Annotated in this window: 17 protein-coding genes; 9 read left to right on the forward strand and 8 right to left on the reverse strand. The window is 64.2% G+C overall.

Going from position 1 to position 17,714, the window contains the following annotated elements; genetic code table 11:
• Positions 1-115: 115 nt before the first annotated feature.
• On the reverse strand, positions 116-1,117 hold the full coding sequence (locus GD429_RS12130) for an aldo/keto reductase (RefSeq protein ID WP_152857143.1): 1,002 nt from the start codon (positions 1,115-1,117) through the stop codon (positions 116-118).
• A 139-nt stretch (positions 1,118-1,256) separates the two neighbouring features.
• Between GD429_RS12130 and GD429_RS12135 the strand changes: the two genes are divergently transcribed.
• Positions 1,257-2,168 (forward strand): LysR family transcriptional regulator, encoded by a 912-nt coding sequence (locus tag GD429_RS12135; RefSeq protein ID WP_152857144.1) that lies wholly within the window; start codon positions 1,257-1,259, stop codon positions 2,166-2,168.
• Between the two features lie 39 nt (positions 2,169-2,207).
• Here the strand turns inward: GD429_RS12135 and GD429_RS12140 are convergent, their stop codons facing one another.
• Positions 2,208-3,362 (reverse strand): porin, encoded by a 1,155-nt coding sequence (locus tag GD429_RS12140; RefSeq protein ID WP_152857145.1) that lies wholly within the window; start codon positions 3,360-3,362, stop codon positions 2,208-2,210.
• 381 nt (positions 3,363-3,743) lie between these two features.
• On the opposite strand from GD429_RS12140, the gene GD429_RS12150 reads away from it, so the two are divergent.
• Together GD429_RS12150 and GD429_RS12155 are read left to right on the forward strand one after the other, a co-directional pair.
• A complete protein-coding gene (locus tag GD429_RS12150) occupies positions 3,744-4,841 on the forward strand; it encodes an OpgC domain-containing protein (protein ID WP_152857146.1) in 1,098 nt (365 codons plus the stop codon).
• 61 nt (positions 4,842-4,902) lie between these two features.
• On the forward strand, positions 4,903-5,835 hold the full coding sequence (locus tag GD429_RS12155; protein WP_152857147.1) for an alpha/beta hydrolase: 933 nt from the start codon (positions 4,903-4,905) through the stop codon (positions 5,833-5,835).
• Positions 5,836-5,949: 114 nt separating this feature from the next.
• Here the strand turns inward: GD429_RS12155 and GD429_RS12160 are convergent, their stop codons facing one another.
• Positions 5,950-7,164: an FAD-dependent monooxygenase gene (locus GD429_RS12160; protein WP_152857148.1), complete on the reverse strand. Its 1,215-nt coding sequence runs from the start codon at positions 7,162-7,164 to the stop codon at positions 5,950-5,952.
• Positions 7,165-7,330: 166 nt separating this feature from the next.
• Between GD429_RS12160 and GD429_RS12165 the strand changes: the two genes are divergently transcribed.
• Together GD429_RS12165 and GD429_RS12170 are read left to right on the forward strand one after the other, a co-directional pair.
• Positions 7,331-8,275: a LysR family transcriptional regulator gene (locus tag GD429_RS12165; protein WP_152857149.1), complete on the forward strand. Its 945-nt coding sequence runs from the start codon at positions 7,331-7,333 to the stop codon at positions 8,273-8,275.
• A 131-nt stretch (positions 8,276-8,406) separates the two neighbouring features.
• A complete protein-coding gene (locus GD429_RS12170; RefSeq protein ID WP_152857150.1) occupies positions 8,407-9,165 on the forward strand; it encodes an SDR family oxidoreductase in 759 nt (252 codons plus the stop codon).
• A gap of 76 nt (positions 9,166-9,241) precedes the next feature.
• Here the strand turns inward: GD429_RS12170 and GD429_RS12175 are convergent, their stop codons facing one another.
• Positions 9,242-9,577, reverse strand: a complete 336-nt coding sequence (locus tag GD429_RS12175; RefSeq protein WP_227791620.1) for an H-NS histone family protein — start codon at positions 9,575-9,577, stop codon at positions 9,242-9,244.
• A gap of 354 nt (positions 9,578-9,931) precedes the next feature.
• On the opposite strand from GD429_RS12175, the gene GD429_RS12180 reads away from it, so the two are divergent.
• Positions 9,932-10,558 carry a TetR/AcrR family transcriptional regulator gene (locus GD429_RS12180; RefSeq protein WP_152857152.1) on the forward strand — a complete coding sequence of 209 codons (627 nt, stop codon included), beginning with the start codon at positions 9,932-9,934 and terminating at the stop codon, positions 10,556-10,558.
• Between the two features lie 207 nt (positions 10,559-10,765).
• Here the strand turns inward: GD429_RS12180 and GD429_RS12185 are convergent, their stop codons facing one another.
• Genes GD429_RS12185 through GD429_RS41025 form a run of 4 tightly spaced genes read right to left on the reverse strand, consistent with a single transcriptional unit; the run spans position 10,766 to position 15,106 of the window.
• The gene (locus GD429_RS12185) at positions 10,766-11,038 is read right to left on the reverse strand and encodes a PAAR domain-containing protein (RefSeq protein WP_152857153.1); all 273 of its coding nucleotides are present in this window, start codon (positions 11,036-11,038) and stop codon (positions 10,766-10,768) included.
• 24 nt (positions 11,039-11,062) lie between these two features.
• The gene (locus GD429_RS12190; RefSeq protein WP_152857154.1) at positions 11,063-11,485 is read right to left on the reverse strand and encodes a hypothetical protein; all 423 of its coding nucleotides are present in this window, start codon (positions 11,483-11,485) and stop codon (positions 11,063-11,065) included.
• 40 nt (positions 11,486-11,525) lie between these two features.
• Complete coding sequence (locus GD429_RS12195) at positions 11,526-12,500, reverse strand: hypothetical protein (protein WP_152857155.1); 975 nt, start codon at positions 12,498-12,500, stop codon at positions 11,526-11,528.
• Positions 12,452-15,106, reverse strand: coding sequence for an AAA family ATPase (locus tag GD429_RS41025; protein ID WP_227791621.1), 2,655 nt, complete (start codon positions 15,104-15,106; stop codon positions 12,452-12,454). Before GD429_RS41025 ends, GD429_RS12195 begins: the two co-directional genes overlap by 49 nt.
• Positions 15,107-15,652: 546 nt before the next feature.
• Here GD429_RS41025 and GD429_RS12205 point away from each other — a divergent pair.
• The 3 genes from GD429_RS12205 to tssE are packed head-to-tail and all read left to right on the forward strand — an operon-like array spanning position 15,653 to position 17,704.
• Positions 15,653-16,306 carry a TagK domain-containing protein gene (locus GD429_RS12205; protein ID WP_152857156.1) on the forward strand — a complete coding sequence of 218 codons (654 nt, stop codon included), beginning with the start codon at positions 15,653-15,655 and terminating at the stop codon, positions 16,304-16,306.
• The gene (locus GD429_RS12210) at positions 16,303-17,154 is read left to right on the forward strand and encodes a type VI secretion system accessory protein TagJ (RefSeq protein ID WP_152857157.1); all 852 of its coding nucleotides are present in this window, start codon (positions 16,303-16,305) and stop codon (positions 17,152-17,154) included. The genes GD429_RS12205 and GD429_RS12210 overlap by 4 nt, the downstream gene beginning before the upstream one ends.
• Positions 17,147-17,704, forward strand: a complete 558-nt coding sequence (tssE, locus tag GD429_RS12215) for a type VI secretion system baseplate subunit TssE (RefSeq protein WP_152857158.1) — start codon at positions 17,147-17,149, stop codon at positions 17,702-17,704. The genes GD429_RS12210 and tssE overlap by 8 nt, the downstream gene beginning before the upstream one ends.
• Positions 17,705-17,714: the final 10 nt, after the last annotated feature.

The raw sequence follows: 17,714 nt of genomic DNA on the forward strand, positions 1-17,714 counted from the left end.
TCGAGTACGGCGCCGATGGTGAACCGCCGTCGGCCCGCCCGCCATCTGGTTTTGCCTGAGGCTGGCTAGGGCCTGTCGGACGGGCCTGTCAGGCCCGCCGCTCAGGCCCCGTGGATTACCCCCGTGCCTGCTCGCTGTCGAGGTGAGCCATCTGTGCGGCCGGATAGCGGTCACCGGCAGCCGCCCCGGCGGGAACCGCCGCTTCGATGCGTGCGAGATCATTGACCGTTAGTTGCAATTCAGGCGCGCGCAATGCGTCCTGCAGTTGCGTGCGCTTGCGCGCGCCGATCAGCGGCACGATATCGGCGCCGCGCGACAGCACCCACGCGATCGCGACCTGGGCCGGATTGCTGCCCTTCTCGTCGGCGATCGCGCGCAGCGCGTCGACGAGCGCGAGGTTGTGCGCGAGGTTCTCGCCCTGGAAGCGCGGGCTCGCCGCGCGGAAATCGCGCTCGCCCTGCCGCGCGGCGCTCCAGCGGCCGCCGAGCAGCCCGCGCGACAGCACGCCGTAGGCCGTCACGCCGATCCCGAGTTCGCGGCACGCGGGCAGGATCTCGGCCTCGATGCCGCGCGACAGCAGCGAGTATTCGATCTGCAGGTCGGAGATCGGCGCGACGGCCGCCGCGCGGCGGATCGTATCGGTACCGGCTTCGGACAGCCCGATATGGCGCACGTACCCGGCCTTCACGAGATCGGCGATCGCGCCGATCGTCTCCTCGATCGGCACGGCCGGATCGACGCGCGACGGCCGGTAGATGTCGATGTAGTCGGTGCCGAGCCGCTTCAGCGAATACGCGACGAAGTTCCGGATCGCGTCGGGCCGCGCGTCATAGCCGGCAAACCCGCCGGCCGGATCGCGCAGCGCGCCGAACTTCACGCTGATCAGCACCTGGTCGCGCGCCCGGCCGCGCAGTGCGTCGCGGATCAGCATCTCGTTGTCGCCCATCCCGTAGAAATCGCCGGTGTCGAGCATCGTGATCCCGCTGTCGAGCGCCGCGTGCAGCGTCGCGATGCTTTCGTCGCGGTCGGCCGGCCCGTAGAAATCCGACATTCCCATGCAGCCGAGCGCGATCGCCGAAACCTGCGGGCCCGTGCGGCCCAGTTGACGCGTGTCCATGTCCGTTTCCTTCAGTGGTGAGTGGATGGACCGGATTGTCGGCGCATCGCGGCGCGCGATAAACGCGAAACGCTCCACCAAACCATTCGACGCTGATTAACAATGGAGCCTGTTCCAACCCGCCGACGCCCCACCCCGCATGGACCATCTGCAAGCAATGCGCATCTTCGCGCGCGTCGCCCATCTCGGCAGCTTCACGAAAGCGGCCGAGCAACTGCAACTGCCGCGCCCGACGGTCAGCAACGCCGTCCAGTATCTGGAAAAGCACCTGAACATCCGCCTGCTGCAGCGCACGACGCGGCGCGTCGCGCTGACCGCCGAGGGCACGACCTATTACGAGCGCTGCGTGCAGCTGCTGGCCGATCTCGACGATGCGGAATCGCTGTTCGAGGACGCCCGCGCGTCGCCGCGCGGCGTCGTCCGCGTCGACCTGCCCGAGCGCTTCGCACTGAACCAGGTGATCCCGGCGCTGCCGGATTTTCATGCGCGCTACCCCGACCTGCGCGTCATGATCAGCACGACCGACCGCTTCGTCGATCTCGTCGCGGACGGCATCGACTGCGCGGTGCGGGTCGGCGTGCTGTCCGACACGTCGCTCGTCGCACGGCGCCTCGGCGAGATGGCGCAGATCAACTGCGGGTCGCCCGCGTATCTCGCGCGCCACGGCACGCCGCGCTCGCCGGACGAGCTGCCCGACCACGTCGCGGTCGGCTATTTCTCGAGCCGCACGGGCCGCGAACTGGACTGGGAATATGCGGACATGGATACGGGCGAGCTGCACACGGTGAAGATGCAAAGCATCGTGTCGGTCAACAGCTCGCAGGCGTATCTCGCGTGCTGTCTCGCGGGCCTCGGGCTGATCCAGGCGCCGCGCGACGGGCTCGCGCCGCTGCTCGCCGATGGCTCGCTGGTCGAGGTGCTGCCGGAATGGCATGCCGAGCCGCTGCCCGTATCGGTGGTGTTCCCGCACGGGCGCCATCTCGCACCGCGCGTGCGGATCTTCGTCGACTGGCTCGCGGAAACGCTCGGCGGCATGCGCCAGCCGACCTGACGATCGGCACCGGGGCACTCGGCCCCGGCCGCCGCCCGGTCAGAACTTGTGGCGGATCGCGGCGCGCACCGCGAACTGGTTCGACGACGACGACGGGCCGTCCGTCCCGACGATGTAGCCGCCGTCGGCCGCCGTGCCGGTCTTGTCGCCGCCGACCTTCTGCCAGGCGCCCTGCAGATAGACGTCGGTGCGCTTCGACAGGCTGTAGTCGGCCATCAGGCCGACCGTGTGGTACTTCGGCTTGAACGAGCCGGCCGCGGCATCGAACTTGCCGTCCGTGTACACGTACTGTGCGCCGAGATAGAAATCGGGCGTGAGCTGGTACTTGCCGTTGATCTCGAAGTTCTGGAACTTCGTCGCGGTCAACCCGAGGCCGGCGAACGTCGAGGCCGGCAGGTAGACGGTCGACACCGGGTTCTTCACGTCAGTCTTCGTATAGACGAAGCCGACCGTTGCCGGGCCGAACGTGTAGTTGACGCCGCCGCCGAAGATGCGCAGGCGGTCGGCGACGAAGTTCGCGTCGTCGGCCGCGATCGCGCCCGCGCTGCCGACGCCCGGGTTGTTCGCCTGCAGGTAGGCGGCCGCGACCTGCAGCCCGGCCAGCGAATACTGCGCGCCGATGCTGTACTGGCGGTTGTTCGAGAAACCGGTGCTGTTGCTGAAGCTGTACGTGCCGCCGAACGTCAGGCCGTTCCAGTCGGGGCTCGCGTACTTGACCGTGTTGTTGACGCGGAACGAGTTGTCCGTGTTGTCGTTGTCGAACGGGTGCGAGAACAGCGTGCCGCCCCAGTTGCCGTTCGCGGTCAGCGGCGCGAGATAGTCGACGACGGAATCGTACTGGCGGCCGAAAGTCAGCGTGCCGAAGCGCGACTCGCTCAGCCCGACGAACGCCTGGCGGCCGAACATGCGGCCGCCCTGGTTGAGCCGGCCGTTGTTCACGTCGAAACCGTTTTCCAGCGTGAAGATCGCCTTGAGCCCGCCGCCGAGATCCTCGCTACCCTTCAGGCCCCAGCGGCTGCCCTGCGCAAAACCGCTCGCGAGCTGGTAATTCGTCTTTCCGACCCCATTTACGTTCACGTTGTTCGTGTAATTGAAGCCTTCGTCGATCAGGCCGTACAGCGTCACGCTGTTCTGGGCAAAGGCCGGCGCGGCGAAAGCGGCGAGCGCGGCGGCAAAAATGACGTGCTTCTTCATGACGGTTCTCCGGAGCCGAGGGCCGGGCGGGCCGAGCGCCCGGCGAATGTTTGGTCTGTTTTGTATGTGGCCCGCAGGGCGGACGACGCGGTGTGCGGCCGCGTGCAGACAAAATGGTGTCACGTCGGAAACCGTCCGTCCATCGGGGCAAGGAAACCGCGCGCAAAGCGTTGCGCTCTCCCAACTGCCCCGTTGCGCAGACAGCCTGACCGGGCTTGCCGGCAGCGGCGAAACGGCCCGCCATCCGCGTAAACCCGACAGGCGCCGCATCGGTGGCACAATGCGCATCCGTTCGCCATTTCTTCACGAAGTCATGCTTCACCCCGATTCATGCGCGGCGTGTGCCGGCCGCGCACGCGGCCCGCGCCGGGCGGCGGTCCGATGACCGCGCCTGCCCGGGCCGGCCGCTACGCCGAGCTCGATTTCTTCCGCGGCCTCGTGCTGCTCGTCATCGTCGTCGACCACATCGGCGGCAGCATCCTGTCGCGCGTGACGCTGCACGCGTACGCGCTGTGCGACGCGGCCGAGGTATTCGTGTTCCTCGGCGGCTTCGCGACCGCGATCGCGTACAACTCGCTCGCCGAGCGGCACGACGAGGCCGCCGCGCGCCAGCGCTTTATCCGGCGCGCGTTCGAGATCTACCGCGCGTTCCTCGTGACGGCCGGCCTGATGCTGCTGATCACGGCTGCGCTGAGCGCGTTCGCGATCGACGGCCCGAACATGCCGACCAACGACCTCGACGGCCTGCTCCACAAGCCGCTCGCCGCACTGCGCGACATCCTGCTGTTCCGCCGCCAGCCGTACCTCGCGTCGGTGCTGCCGATGTACGCGTTCTTCGCGCTGCTCGTGCCGCTCGCACTGCCGCTCACGCGCACGCAGCCGTGGCTGATGCTCGCGTTCAGCGGATCGCTGTGGTACGCGGCGCCGCACGTCGCGCGCTTTTTGCCGACCGTCGAAGGCGCACCGTGGGATTTCAACCCGTTCGCGTGGCAATTCCTGTTCGTGCTCGGCGTGATCGCGCGCTGCCAGCCCGTCTACCAGACGCTCGCGCCCAAGCCGCAGGGCTGGCTGCTCACGGCCGTCTCGCTCGCGATCGTCGCCGCCGGCGCGTACTACCGGCTGCGCATCGAGCCGTTCCCGACCGATCCGTCGATCAAGCAGAACCTCGGCGCACTGCGGCTCGTGAACTTCCTCGCGATCGCGTGGCTCGCGGCCAAGCTCGTGCACCTCGGCTGGATGAAGAAGGTCGCGCACGCGATGCCGTGGATCGGCACGATCGGCCGGCAGGGGCTGCTGTGCTTCGTCGCGGGCACCGGCATCTCGCTCGCGGTCGATTCGCTGCTTTACCAGGCGACCGAAGGCTATCTCGACGTGCCGCTCGGCCTGACCGCCGATGCGGTCGCGATGGGCCTGCTGTATCTCGTCGCCAAACTCTACGGGCCGCTCGTCGCGCGGCTGCCGTTCCGTTCGCGGCAATGACGCGCCGCGCCGTCATGCGCCGCTGCTACGATAGCCGGCGCCTCTCCTGAAACGATTCGCCATGCGCCGACTCGCCCTACCGTTCGCCGTCGCCCTGATCGCCGGCTCCATCGCCACCGCCCGCGCCACGCCGGCCGCGCCGACGGTTTCGCCCGCGCCGCCGCCGTTGGCCGCGCAGGCAGCCCAGGTCACGACCGCCCAGGAGCCGCCGGTCAATCCGGGCAGCAGCGTCGTGCTGCGCACGTTCCGTTCGGCGTCGCTGAAGCGCGACTGGTCGTACACGGTCTACCTGCCGCCCGGCTATAACCCGGAAGGCGCGCGCTATCCGGTGATGTACCTGCTGCACGGCAATGCGGGCAACGCGAACGACTGGGTCACGCAGGGCCGGCTGCAGGCCACCGCCGACACGCTGATCGAGCGCCGCGAGATTCCGCCCGTCGTGATCGTGATGCCGCAGGGCGGCACCGACTGGTACGTCGACCGCAAGGAGAAGATGCAGAGCGCGTTCCTCAACGACCTGCTGCCCGAAGTCGAAGCGCACTTCGCGGTGTCGAACCAGCGCGCGGGCCGCGCGATCGGCGGCGTGTCGATGGGCGGTTTCGGCGCGCTGCGCTTCTCGCTGCTCGAACCCGGCCTGTTCTGCGGCGCGATGCTGCTGAGCCCCGCGATCTATGCGAACGAGCCGCCGCTCAATTCCGCCGCGCGCTATGTCGGCGTGTTCGGCGACCGGCAGTTCGACTCGCGCGTGTGGCACGAGCTCAACTACCCGGCGCTGATGCGCGGCTATTTCGCGCGTAGCTGGCGCGTGCCGATGTTCATCGCCGCCGGCGACGACGACCTGACGATCCAGGCGGAATCGAGCGTGCTGTACACGCAGCTGCGTCGTGCGCAGAATCCGGCCGAACTGCGCATCGTCGACGGCGGGCATACGTGGGACGTGTGGCGCGGGCTGCTCGGGCAGGGGTTGAAGTACGCGCTCGAGTGCGTGAAGTGACGGCGGGCGGGCGTTGCCCCGCCCGTTTCCGTCAAGGCGACCGATGTCCGGCCCGTTGTCCGTCGACAGGTGCGATGCGCTGCGCGCGCGACCCACGCGCACACTCCTCCGGGCTCAAAGCCACGTGCCACCCTGTCGTTCGCTCGGCTCCTCGGCGAGCGCGTCGAAATCGTGAATCCAGTCCAGGTGATGCAGCACGCCGTCGCGTTCGGCCAGACGCGCGTTGCGCGCCTGCGCGGCCGGCCCGTCGGGCAGGTGCAGCACGTCGGCCGCGGAAATCGACGCGTACTGCACCTTGCGCGTACGGCCGCGACGCAGGCGCTCGTACGCTTCCTGCGCTTCGCGCCAGTTGCCCGGGCCGGCCTTCGCCAGTTGCGCCGCCAATACCACCGCATCCTCGATCGATTGATTCGCGCCCTGCCCGTGATGCGGCACCAGCGCGTGCGCGGCATCGCCGATCAGCGTCACGCGCCCGCGGCTCCAGCGGCCGAGCGGCGGCCGATGGAACAGCCCCCAGCGCTGGCTGATCGGCACGGCGGTGATCATCTGCACCACCGCCGGATGCCAATCCCTGAACACGCGCAGTTGCTCGCCCTCTTCCGCCGGCATGACCCAGTCGCGCGACGGCCACGGTGACGGGTGGCGCTCGACCAGCAGGAAATTCTGGTCGCCGTTGTCGCCGATCGGATAGTGCAGCAGATGCCCGTGCGGCCCGACCCAGAACTGGATCGTGTCGGGATCGGGCAGCAGGTCCATGCGCTCGGCCGGCACCACGCCGCGAAAGCCCGAGCAGCCCGAATACAGCGCATCGTCGTAGCCGAGCATCCAACGCCGCGTGATCGAGCGCGCGCCGTCCGCGCCGATCACGAGATCGGCTTCGACGCGCTCCCCGTTGTCGAACGCGAGCGTGACGCGATCGGCGTGCTGCGCGAGATCGACCAGCCGATGGCCGAGATGGATGCATTCGAGACCGACCGCCTTCGACAGCACGGCCTGCAGATCGGCGCGATGTACGCCCCAGTACGCGCCGCCGAATTGCCGGCGATAGTCGGGTTCGCCGCGATGATGGCCGATCACCGCGCCGCTGCGCCCGTCGCGATAGACGAGGCCCGGGATGTCCGCGCACACCGCGTCGAAGGCCGCGCGCAAGCCCATGCGCTCGTAGAAGCGCGTCGCGTTGGCCGACAGCGCGACGGCCGCGCCGACTTCGCGCAACGCGTCGGTCTGCTCGTAGAGCTGCGCGTCGATGCCGTGCTCGCGCAGCGCGAGCGCGAGCGTCAGGCCGCCGATGCCGGCGCCGACGATCGCGATCTTCAGGTTCTTCTGCATGATGAAGGTGTCTCCGATATTCAGATGTGGGGTCTGTGGGCCGCGCAGCAGTGGTGTCGAATACATGCGCCGTATCGGTAGTTTCAGGAGTGGACATTCATCCCGCAATAAAATGAAATGAATCTGCTTCATCACTGGATGCAATGAGCCGGGCAATGCGAAACCCATGGAACTGAGCGAGATCGACCTCAACCTGCTGCTGCTTTTCCAACGGCTGATGCAGGAGCGGCGCGTGTCGAGCGTCGCCGAACAGATGAACATGAGCCAGCCGGGCGTCAGCAATGCGCTCGCGAAGCTGCGCCGCCGGCTCGGCGACCCGCTGTTCGTGCGCGGGCCGGGCGGCGTGGTGCCGACGCCGTTCGCGCTGCGCCTGGCGGAGCCCGTGTCGCACGCGCTCGCGACGCTGCACGCCGCGCTGAATCCCGAGACCGGATTCGATCCGCTGCGCACCACCCGCACGCTGACGATCGGCATGACCGATATCGGCGAAGTCGTGTTCCTGCCCGCGCTGCTCGAACACCTGTCGCACGCGGCGCCGGGCATCGCGCTCAATACCGTGCGCAACACGAGCGTCAACCTGAGCGACGAGATGGCCGACGGCCGCGTCGATCTCGCGATCGGCCTGCTGCCGCAACTCAAGGGCGGGTTCTATCAGCGTCGGCTGTTCGATCAGCGTTATGTGTGCCTGTTCCGGCACGGGCATCCGCTCGAGGATGCGCCGTTGACGGTCGAGGCATGGCGCGACGCCGAGCACCTGGTCGTGATGTCGGCCGGCACCGGCCACGGGCAGGTGGACGAATGGCTGAAGCGGCGCCGCGTGAAGCGCAGGGTGCGGCTGACGGTGCCGCATTTCATGAGCGTGGGCTACATCCTGCAGCGCACCGACCTGATCGCGACCGTGCCGGAGCATCTCGCGCTGCAACTCGCCGCGCCGTTTTCGCTCGGCTGGCGCGCGTTGCCCGTCACGCTGCCCGGTGCGCCGATTCATATGCTCTGGCATACGCGGGTCAATCAGGACGAAGGGAACCGGTGGCTGCGCGGCGTGGTGGTCGACCTGTTCGCGGAGACGGGGGCGCGGGCGCGCAAGGCTGCGCCCGTGCGGAACAAATAGTCGCGGTTATCGCGCAATCGAGCGGGCGGTACGATGTCGCTTGAACAGGCGCGCGGTGCGCTTCGAATCCATTGCCTCCGATGACATCGGTCGCCGCCTCTTTCTTCATTCAACCAGCAGGAAATCAAGCCATGTCTGTCACGAAGAAATTCGCAGCCGTCACGGGCGCCGGATCCGGCATCGGCCGCGCGGCGGCCATCGCGCTCGCTCACGCGGGATTCACCGTCGCGCTGCTCGGACGCAACGAAGCATCGTTGCGCGAAACGCAGGAGACGATCCGCGCAGCCAACGGCGACGCACACGTGTTTCCCGCCGACGTCACCGACGAAGCGTCGGTCGACCGCGCGTTTTCGCAAATCGCGCAGCAGTTCGGCCGGCTGGACGTGCTGTTCAACAATGCCGGACGCAACGCCCCGCCCGTTTCACTCGGCGAATACGAATTCGACGTGTGGAACGACGTCGTCGCGACGAACCTGACCGGCGTATTTCTGTGCGCGCGGGCCGCATGGCGCCTGATGAAAGCGCAAACGCCGCAGGGCGGCAGGATCATCAACAACGGCTCAATCTCGGCACACACGCCGCGCCCAGATACGATCGCGTACACGGCCACCAAGCATGCGGTGACGGGCATCACCAAGTCGCTGGCGCTGGATGGCCGCGCGTACAACATCGCGTGCGGCCAGATCGACATCGGCAACGCGGCGACGTCGCTCACGGAACGGATGACGCAAGGCGTCCCGCAGGCGGACGGCAGCCTGGCGCCCGAGGCGCGCATGGACGTCACGCATGTCGCGAATGCGGTCGTTCAGATGGCCAGCCTTCCGCTGGACACGAACATCCTGAACATGACCATCATGGCGACTGCGATGCCTTTCGTTGGGCGAGGATAAGTGCGAGCGGTGCGGCAAACGGTCCCGGCACTACGGTCGTATCCGTCGATGCGGGCTGCGCCCCGGCCGTGCCTCGTCAACGTGCCTTGGCTTTCTTGCCTACGGACGGCGGCTTGCGTATCACGAACTGACGACGGTCCTTGCCCCTGATCCAGAGCGGCGCGTTGCCGCGCCCGCTCCACTCCTTCCCGCTCGCCGGGTCGCGATACCGCGCCGGCAGTACTTTCACGATGTACGCACCTCGGCGGCCGTTACGGCCGACCAGGTCGCGATGCTTGATCGCATAGGTATCCATCAGCGAGTGAACCTTCGCGATCGCGTCGATGCGTTCACGTGCGCGTGCACGCTCGATTTCCTCGTCCAGTTCGGCCAGCTCGACAACGAGCTGCACATAGGTCTTGCTCACGCTCATCTTCTGCTTCCTGTCCCGCATCCGCATGCGAATCGACATGATTCGCATGACTAACAGACTGTTTTACAACGCCCCGAGACGACGGCATTCGCTTGACCGGCATGCGATGCACCGCTGCGCGCCGGATAACTCGACGCGAAGAGACGGACAATGCGCGGAACGCCAACACCGCGGCAAACACCCCGATGCCGCATACAGACAAGCACGCCCCGCCGAAACGATCGTCCGCGCGAAACAAATTCCACTGCGGACATCCGGACGTAGAATCGCGCGCCACATTTCACATATCAATTGATATGTGAAATGCCATCGTAATGGTATCCATCTCAAATATCAACTGATATCCTTCCCGCCATGAATACGGCGCCCCTTCCCCCACGGCTGAGTCGCGAAGAAAGTCGATTGCAGACCCGTGCACATTTGCTCGCCGCGGCGAAGCGGCTGTTTGTCGACCGCGGTTTCGGCGCCACGTCGCTCAGGGATATCGCGGCCGAGGCCGGCTACACGCAGGGCGCGTTCTATTCGAATTTCGCGAGCAAGGAAGAACTGTTCGTGGAGTTGATGCGGGAGCGTTCGACGACGCAAGTGGCCGACATCGCCCGGACGTTGAGCGACCCGTCCGCGACCGGGGACGACATATTGAATGCGCTGGACGTCTGGTCGCGGACAGTCGATGCCGAGCCCGAGTGGTCGGTGCTGGGCGTCGAGTTCAAGCTTCAGGGGCGTCGCAACTCCGCGTTTGCAGCGGCGTCGCAGGCGTTACTCGACGGCCACCGCGATGGCCTCGCCTATTGCATCGAACAGATTTTCGCGCGGATGAAGAAGGTGCCGCCCGAATCGCCGACCGTCCTGGCCGTGTCGTTCATGGGACTCTCGCAAGGCCTGTCGCTGCAGCAGTCGATCCTGTCCGACGTGCCCATCGGGCACATGATCATGGTGTTCCTGCGCAGTTTGCTGGCGACGGCGGAGCCGGTGCGCTGACCGGCAAGGTTACAAGCGATTGCTGGGATGGCCCGGCGCCGCGATGGCGCCGGATTGCGAGCAGTGCAGTTCGCACTCGTCGACGTGAATTTATCGCGTTCCGCTTACAAAACAACCGTCGAACATCCGCATCCGGAATCCGAGTGTTTTTAGATTCATCGACGTGGATCAATACGGCTTCGCCATCGCGAAACACCGCCGGCCCCCTCACCTGCGCGAGCGGTGTATAGCTGCCCGGTTCGTACACGTAGTGCGACGTCTCGCGCGTCTCCCAGACCCGACGAGACGACCGCAATGCGTACGCGGCCCCGTCGCCAGCAGCGGAAACGGTCCTCCGCATGTCGGGCACATCACCAAATGCCCATACAGCGCGATACCAATCCCCAAGTGCGTCAGCTCATTGGTCGCTTCGACGACCCTGCCGCCATGGTCAGTCGCGTCGCCCAGACGCACCACATTTCTGCCTTGCGCATCCTGCATATCCGGCCTCCTTTCGGAAATATGTCATTCGGCTTCCTGCATCAATTCGATACCGTCACTTCGACGCGGCGGTTTCTCGATCAGGCCGTACACGGACTCCCGCCAGCCGCCGTGAAAATCTTGTGCCATTCGTACCGCGGACGCCGTCGTACGAATCTGCCGGAGGCAGTGAAACATGAAATTTGCCGTTCCGTAATCCAATTTTGGCGTGGCAAGCATGCCATTGATTTCTGGAATAGCTGCATCCTTGTTGTTGCGGCAGTACTGTAACGCGTCTTCCCATTTCTCCTGCTTGATCAAGTGCGCCAGTGTCGGCATGGTCTTACTCGCCGAGACAGATGTGGTTGAAGCGGAGACACCTTGAGCCAATGCTGTACCCGTCGCTCCCAGCGACAAAATCAAGCAAACAAGCCATTGCCGGTTTCGGTGTCGATTCGTAAATTCCATGCCGTTGACCTTGTTGGAATGATCTGATCGGAAAATTCGCTCAGGCAGGCGTGACCGGATACGGCTCATCCGTCACGGTGTAGCCGAGGTCCCGCAGCTTCTGCTTGACCAGGTCACGTTGTTCCTTCGTATACGTGGTCTGATCTTCGATCTTGAATGGCAAGTCGAGATTGAGCGTTTTCGCAATGATGTTCAGCGCGTAGTCGCGGGCACGGCTATAGCGCTCTTCCTCCGGGGTCATGGATTGCTCGCCGCCTCCGGGCAGGTACATGCGAATACCGATGTCATCGAGCGGCATCGGATCATTGAGCACCGGGATCAGTACCGGCACGAACTTCGAGATGCGCCAGGCTCGGAAATCATAGAAGACGCGTAAAAAGTCCTGTTTACGCTGTAGCCGATCAGTACCAAGCGCCGTGACCACGCGCTCCATGCTACCCGGATCATCCAGTAGCGCGAGACCGAGAACGGCCCCCTGACGTACCCCGTAATACTTAGCCTCGAGATATGGTTTGATGTCGGCAATACGCTGTTCAACGGGCACATCCATCTGCGCCATAGTCAGCAGAAGATCCTTGTCTTCCTCGTCCTGCGGTGACTTCAATCGTGCCTTGAGGATCGGATAGGCCTCCGGACGCGGGTTCTCGATCAGGCCGTACACGGACTCCCGCCAGCCGCCATGAAAACTTTTTGCCATTCGTATCGCGGACGCCGTCGTGCGAATCTGGCGCATGCAGTGAAACATGAAGTCTTTCGTTGCATCATCCAATTTCTTCATGGCAAGCACGGCATTAATTTCGGGAATGGCTGCATCCTTATGGTCGCGGCAGTACTGGATCGCGTCATCCCATTTCTCTTGCTTGATCAGGTTCGCCAGTGTCGGCATGGTCTTACTCTCCGAGACAGATGTGGTTGAAGCTGGAACACCTTGAGCCAATGCCGTACCCGTCGCTCCCAGCGACAAAATCAAGCAAACAAACCATTGCCGGTTTCGGCGTCGATTCGTGAATTCCATGCTGTTTTCCTTGTTTGAATTACCTGATTGAGCATCGCAATGTCGCGCGCGGTAGCGATCTCTGACCTGTCGGCACTCGACACGATCTTTGGCACGACCTTGCAGCAGAGCACTTTTCCGCCTACGAACCATCCGTTCCCGACGTCCATATGACGGCCGCGCTGCCTGACATTTGGAGTTAGTGGGTTAGTTGGCCCGAGGCCGGTGTATACATACATCAAGCTACGACGGGACCAGTAGTCCTGCATGGCATGGTCCTCCGGATGCTGAGGCGGAAATGGCAAATTATCGCCTTTCGAATTCGCCGTGCCGGGGTGCCACAGGCCAAGAAAATGACCGATCTCGTGAGCAAAGGTCTGCACCAACTGGTCTGGTGTTGACGGCCCAGCGCCATGCATATGTTCAGCAGCTACCAATGCCGTATCTCTCGCCCCCCACCCAATACCGCCTCCAATCATGGAGTCCACGACGTACATATTCAGGTGGGCGGCCTTGCGATTCAAACCGGTCACGTCGTTAAACTCATTGATAGCTCCCTGGACGGTCATCGCACCCGCCTGATTCAGATCAATGGTGTCATCGAGCCACTGTGTGACTTGAAAGCGAATACCAGCTGTACGCCAGATGTCATTGATGCTGTCGAAGATTGGCTCAATCTTCGAACGCTGCAACGAAGGGGGAATACGAGGAATTTCAGGATGTCCTTTCTGCCCAATGGCTACCAGATGAACTGCCACCGCAACTGTAATTGGATCGTAGTACTCCACAAACAACCGGTGCAGTAGCGGGCCATCAGAACTTCCGTAGCGCACCTCTACCGTCGATTTTTTTGGATTTGCACTTCGTGCCTCATCTACCCCAGCAACCCCCGTAAGCTCAACAACATCATCAGCAAGTAGACGAACCCTCACCATGCGACCTACTGGGATACCGGTCCAGTCCGAAACGATCTCCGCCACGATCGCCTCATCGACTTCCGGAAACACGAGTGGCACCTCGCCCTGAAGGTTGGCCAGCGCGCGCTCGAGCTCGCGCAGCCGTTCAAGGGGCACCGGCGAATCGTCGGGTGATCCTGCCGCGCCCTCGCGCGCGGCAAGCAGAGCCTGCGCGGCAGCGGCCTGTTCGCGCCAACGCGTGTCGACCGCAGCCTCCTCCGTTGCCAGCGTGTCGATACGCACGCGCACATTGGTTAGTGCCTTGTCCGCGTCCAGACCGACGCGGGCCTCCTGCACGAGAAGCGCCTCTTCCGTGCGCGCGGCCGCGAGACGCTGGCGCACGTCGTCAAGTTCGCGCGGCGTCGCATGTTGCGACAATGCGACCCGCGCGCAAGCGGTATCGAGCAGGCTGATCGCCTTGTCCGGCAACTGGCGTGCCGGAATGTAGCGGTGCGACAACGTCACCGCGCCACGGATCGCCTCGTCACGCACCACGACACCGTGATGCGCCGAAAACGTTTGCACGAGCCCTCGCACCATATCGATGGCAGCGGCCTCGGACGGCTCCGCGACCTGCAGCACCTGAAAACGCCGGGTCAATGCGGGATCCTTTTCGATATGCCGCTTGTACTCGGCCCAGGTCGTCGCGCCGATCGTCCGGATCGTGCCGCGCGCGAGGGCCGGCTTCAGGAGGTTGGCGGCGTCGCCCGTGCCCGCCTGGCCGCCCGCGCCGATCAGCGTATGGATCTCGTCGATGAACAGGATCACGGGGACAGTCGACTTCGCAGCCGCTTCGAGGAGGCCCTTCAAGCGAGCCTCGAATTCCCCCTTCATGCTGGCACCCGCCAGCAGCGCTCCGACATCGAGGCCAAGCAGCCGCACGTCGGCCAGCTTCGGCGGCACGTTACCCGACGCGATCGCGCGTGCGAGACCTTCGACCACGGCCGTCTTGCCGACGCCGGCTTCGCCGGTCACCAGCGGGTTGTTCTGCCGCCGGCGCAGCAACACGTCGATCATCGTGCGGATCTCGAGCTCGCGGCCGATGACCGGATCGATTTCGCCCGCGCGGGCCAGCGCCGTCAGATCCGTGCAGTATTGCTCAAGCGAGCCGCCCTTCGGCGCGCCCGGCATCGCGCCGGACGCCTCGCCCGGCGTGGCAGGCAGCAATTCGCTGCGGTCGTACGGATCATCGGCCGCTTCCGGCGAGCCCCCAATCCAGGCCGGCAGCACGGCGTCGAGTCCGTCGACCGGGATTTTGCTGAACGCGGGAGAGATGGCAAGCAGCACACGCCGCAGGTCAGGCGTGGACACGAGTGCCGCGATTAGCCACGCGCCACGCACGCGGCGGTCACCGTATTCGAGCGTCGCAAGCACCCAGGCGCGCTCAATGGCCGATTCGATGTGCCATGAAAAGTCGCTGATCGAACTGGCGCCGGCCGGCAACGCAGCCAGCGCCCGCGCGAAGTCACGCTCGAGCGTATCGTGATCGATGGCGGCGTGGCGAACGATCCGCTGAAGGTCGCCGTCCGACTGCTGCAGCAGTTGATGCAGCCAGTGGATGAGCTCGACGAACTGATTCCCGCGCAACTTGCAGAAACTCGTCGCCGACTCGATACCTCGGTAAAGCCGGACCCCGAGCTTACCGAATAGTGCTTGGCGCGAAATGGTCATGATGATCTTTATTGTTGGTCGCGACGCCCCGAGCACCCTGCCATACCTATCAGGACTACTACATAGACGTCTTGCCTGTTGTTCCCGGAAATACTCGATACATCGCGTTCTCTTCGATTCGATTCAATCGGCCAAATTGGATCGGAGCCGCATTATCCGCACGAAATCCAATCCCCGTCAATCCATTCTCGACGTCAAAATCACCGAGAGCCAATCACGACATTCCAGGCATCTTTTCAGATCAACTGCCCTGCAACCCCGCATGAATTCGCATAAAATTCCACGTCACACGACCAAAATCAAATCGATCCAAGTCATTGTTATTTTTGAGATATTTTCAGAAAAACAGTTATTTACAATTTTCCACAATTTGCAACTTCATTGTTTACAATAAATTCCACCATGAATTGTGACTGCATTTAACATTCTCCTCCGAATCTCAAAATTATTCTCAATGTCACTCGACCTCACGATTATCTCTGCGACAATGGACGAGCCGCCTGAACTCGTGGTTAAAATGCGAGCTTCTTGTCATCGGACACCCAGATGCACTCCCTTCGTCTACCTTGGCGTCGCCAACCGGACATCTCGCATGCCGAGCCCGTGCTTGACGAAAACCATGCGCAGCACACGCCCAACGTGGAAGGTCTCGATCTTCCGGAGGACGAAGTGACCGACCATCCGCGCAGCGACGATGGCGTACTGAGCGAGCTAGGTATCGGGAGCATGGACAGTGCCGCGGCACATGTGCACGCCCCGGCCCGTGCATCCTTTGCCAACGCGGACAGTACCGACTCGCTGGTAGAGACGTTGCACGCGCAGTACTGGCGCGCGCTGACCGATCCTCATGCACCGGTCACCGCGGAGTGGGTGTCACGGGCGGACGAACCGGCGCCGCACACGCGCGTACCGGATTCGCAGGTCGATCTGGATGTGCACGGCGAATGCGATTCGATCGAAGCGCTACTGTTTGGCAATCACACGCTCGAAGACGTGTTCGAGCGACTCGACCGGCACGCCGAGCACGTCCTGGACGATGAATCCGTTCCGGAGATATTGCGACTGTTTGCCCCTCCCGAATTTCACGCGGCGGCCGCGCGGCGGGGGCCGGCCCTGCCACCCGCACTCACTCGGCGCGAACACCACGCGCTGTCCGTAGACAGCCCGCTGTCCGCCCCCACACGCAAGGACGAAGGATGACCCGGCTCACCGCCTCCGATCCGCCCCAAACCCAACGCTTGAGTGAGGCCCCCTTCAGCGAGCAGATCGAGTGCATCTCGACGCGTCTGCGCGCGCAGCCGACCACAGCGTCCCATCGATGGGCGCTGTTTCAGCTGATGTGCATCACGGGCGAATGGACACGGGCGATCCAGCAATTGCAGACATGGGCCAAGCTCGACCCTGGCCAGGCGGAAACCGCACAGGTCTATCGCGACCTGATCCGGGCCGAAAGCTGGCGCAAGCAGGTCGTCGAGGGACGCAAACGCCCGGGCTTCGTGCTCGAACCACTGGCGGGAGTGGAGAGTCTGCTGAACGCCCTCCGCTTGGCTGCCGGCGCGCAGAGCGAACTGGCCGACGACGCTCGTGAGGCAGCACTCGACGCCGTGCCGACCGTTGCTGTGCGCATGCCGCAAGGAACGGCTGACTGGATCGTCGATAGCGATTCCCGTTTCGGCCCGGTCTGCGAGGTCATCACGGCCGGGCACTACCGCTGGGTGCCGTTCTCGGATCTGATGGCATGGCGCGTGTCACCGCCGACAAGGCTGATCGATCTGGTCTGGGCGCCGTGTACGCTCACGCTCGTCGACGAAAGCATCGTCCATGGTTTCATGCCGGCCCGATATCCGGGTTCGGAGACTGACGACGACGCGGTGCGCCTCGGGCGCGAGACCGTTTGGCAGGAGCATGGGCGAACCGGCGTGACCGGACTCGGGCAAAAAACCTGGGCCACGGATCAAGGCGACTTCAGTCTGTTCGAATTGGCGAATGCGGAATTCGGCGCGCGCATCACTGACGACGCAGCCGTCGGGGAGCGCGTCGATGACTGATCGCAAGACACCATCGCCTGCTCTGAATGCGCTGACGGTTCGCACGCCCCGCCGGGCCAACGCGCACCTGATGCCAACCCTGCTCGACCGGCTGCGCGATGACGCCCCGCATCGGCACGTCGAAGCCCCGGAGGAATATACGGTCACGCGCAAACAAATGCGTGACATCGTGCAGCGCGACCTCGCCTATTTGCTGAACACGACCAGCATCGAGGATCAGATCGATCGCGCGCGCCGTCCGCATGCGGCCGCCTCGACCGTCAACTTTGGGGTGCCGCCGCTCGCGGGGGCCTTTATCGCGTCGCGTCAGTGGAACGACGTCGAGCACATGATCCGGCAGGCCATTACCGATTTCGAGCCGCGGTTGATTCCGGATTCGCTGGTGGTATCGCCCCGCCATGCCATCGAGGCCAGCGAACATCACAATGTCCTCGCGTTCGAAGTCCGCGGACTGATTCACATGGACCCGTACCCGCTCGAGTTCATGGTGCAGAGCTCTCTGGATCTCGAAACGAGCGAGATTCGCATCACTGGCATGCGCACCAGTTGAGCACGGCGTA

The sequence above is a fragment of the Burkholderia sp. BE17 genome, from assembly GCF_009362305.1.
Classification (GTDB): domain Bacteria; phylum Pseudomonadota; class Gammaproteobacteria; order Burkholderiales; family Burkholderiaceae; genus Burkholderia; species Burkholderia pyrrocinia_C.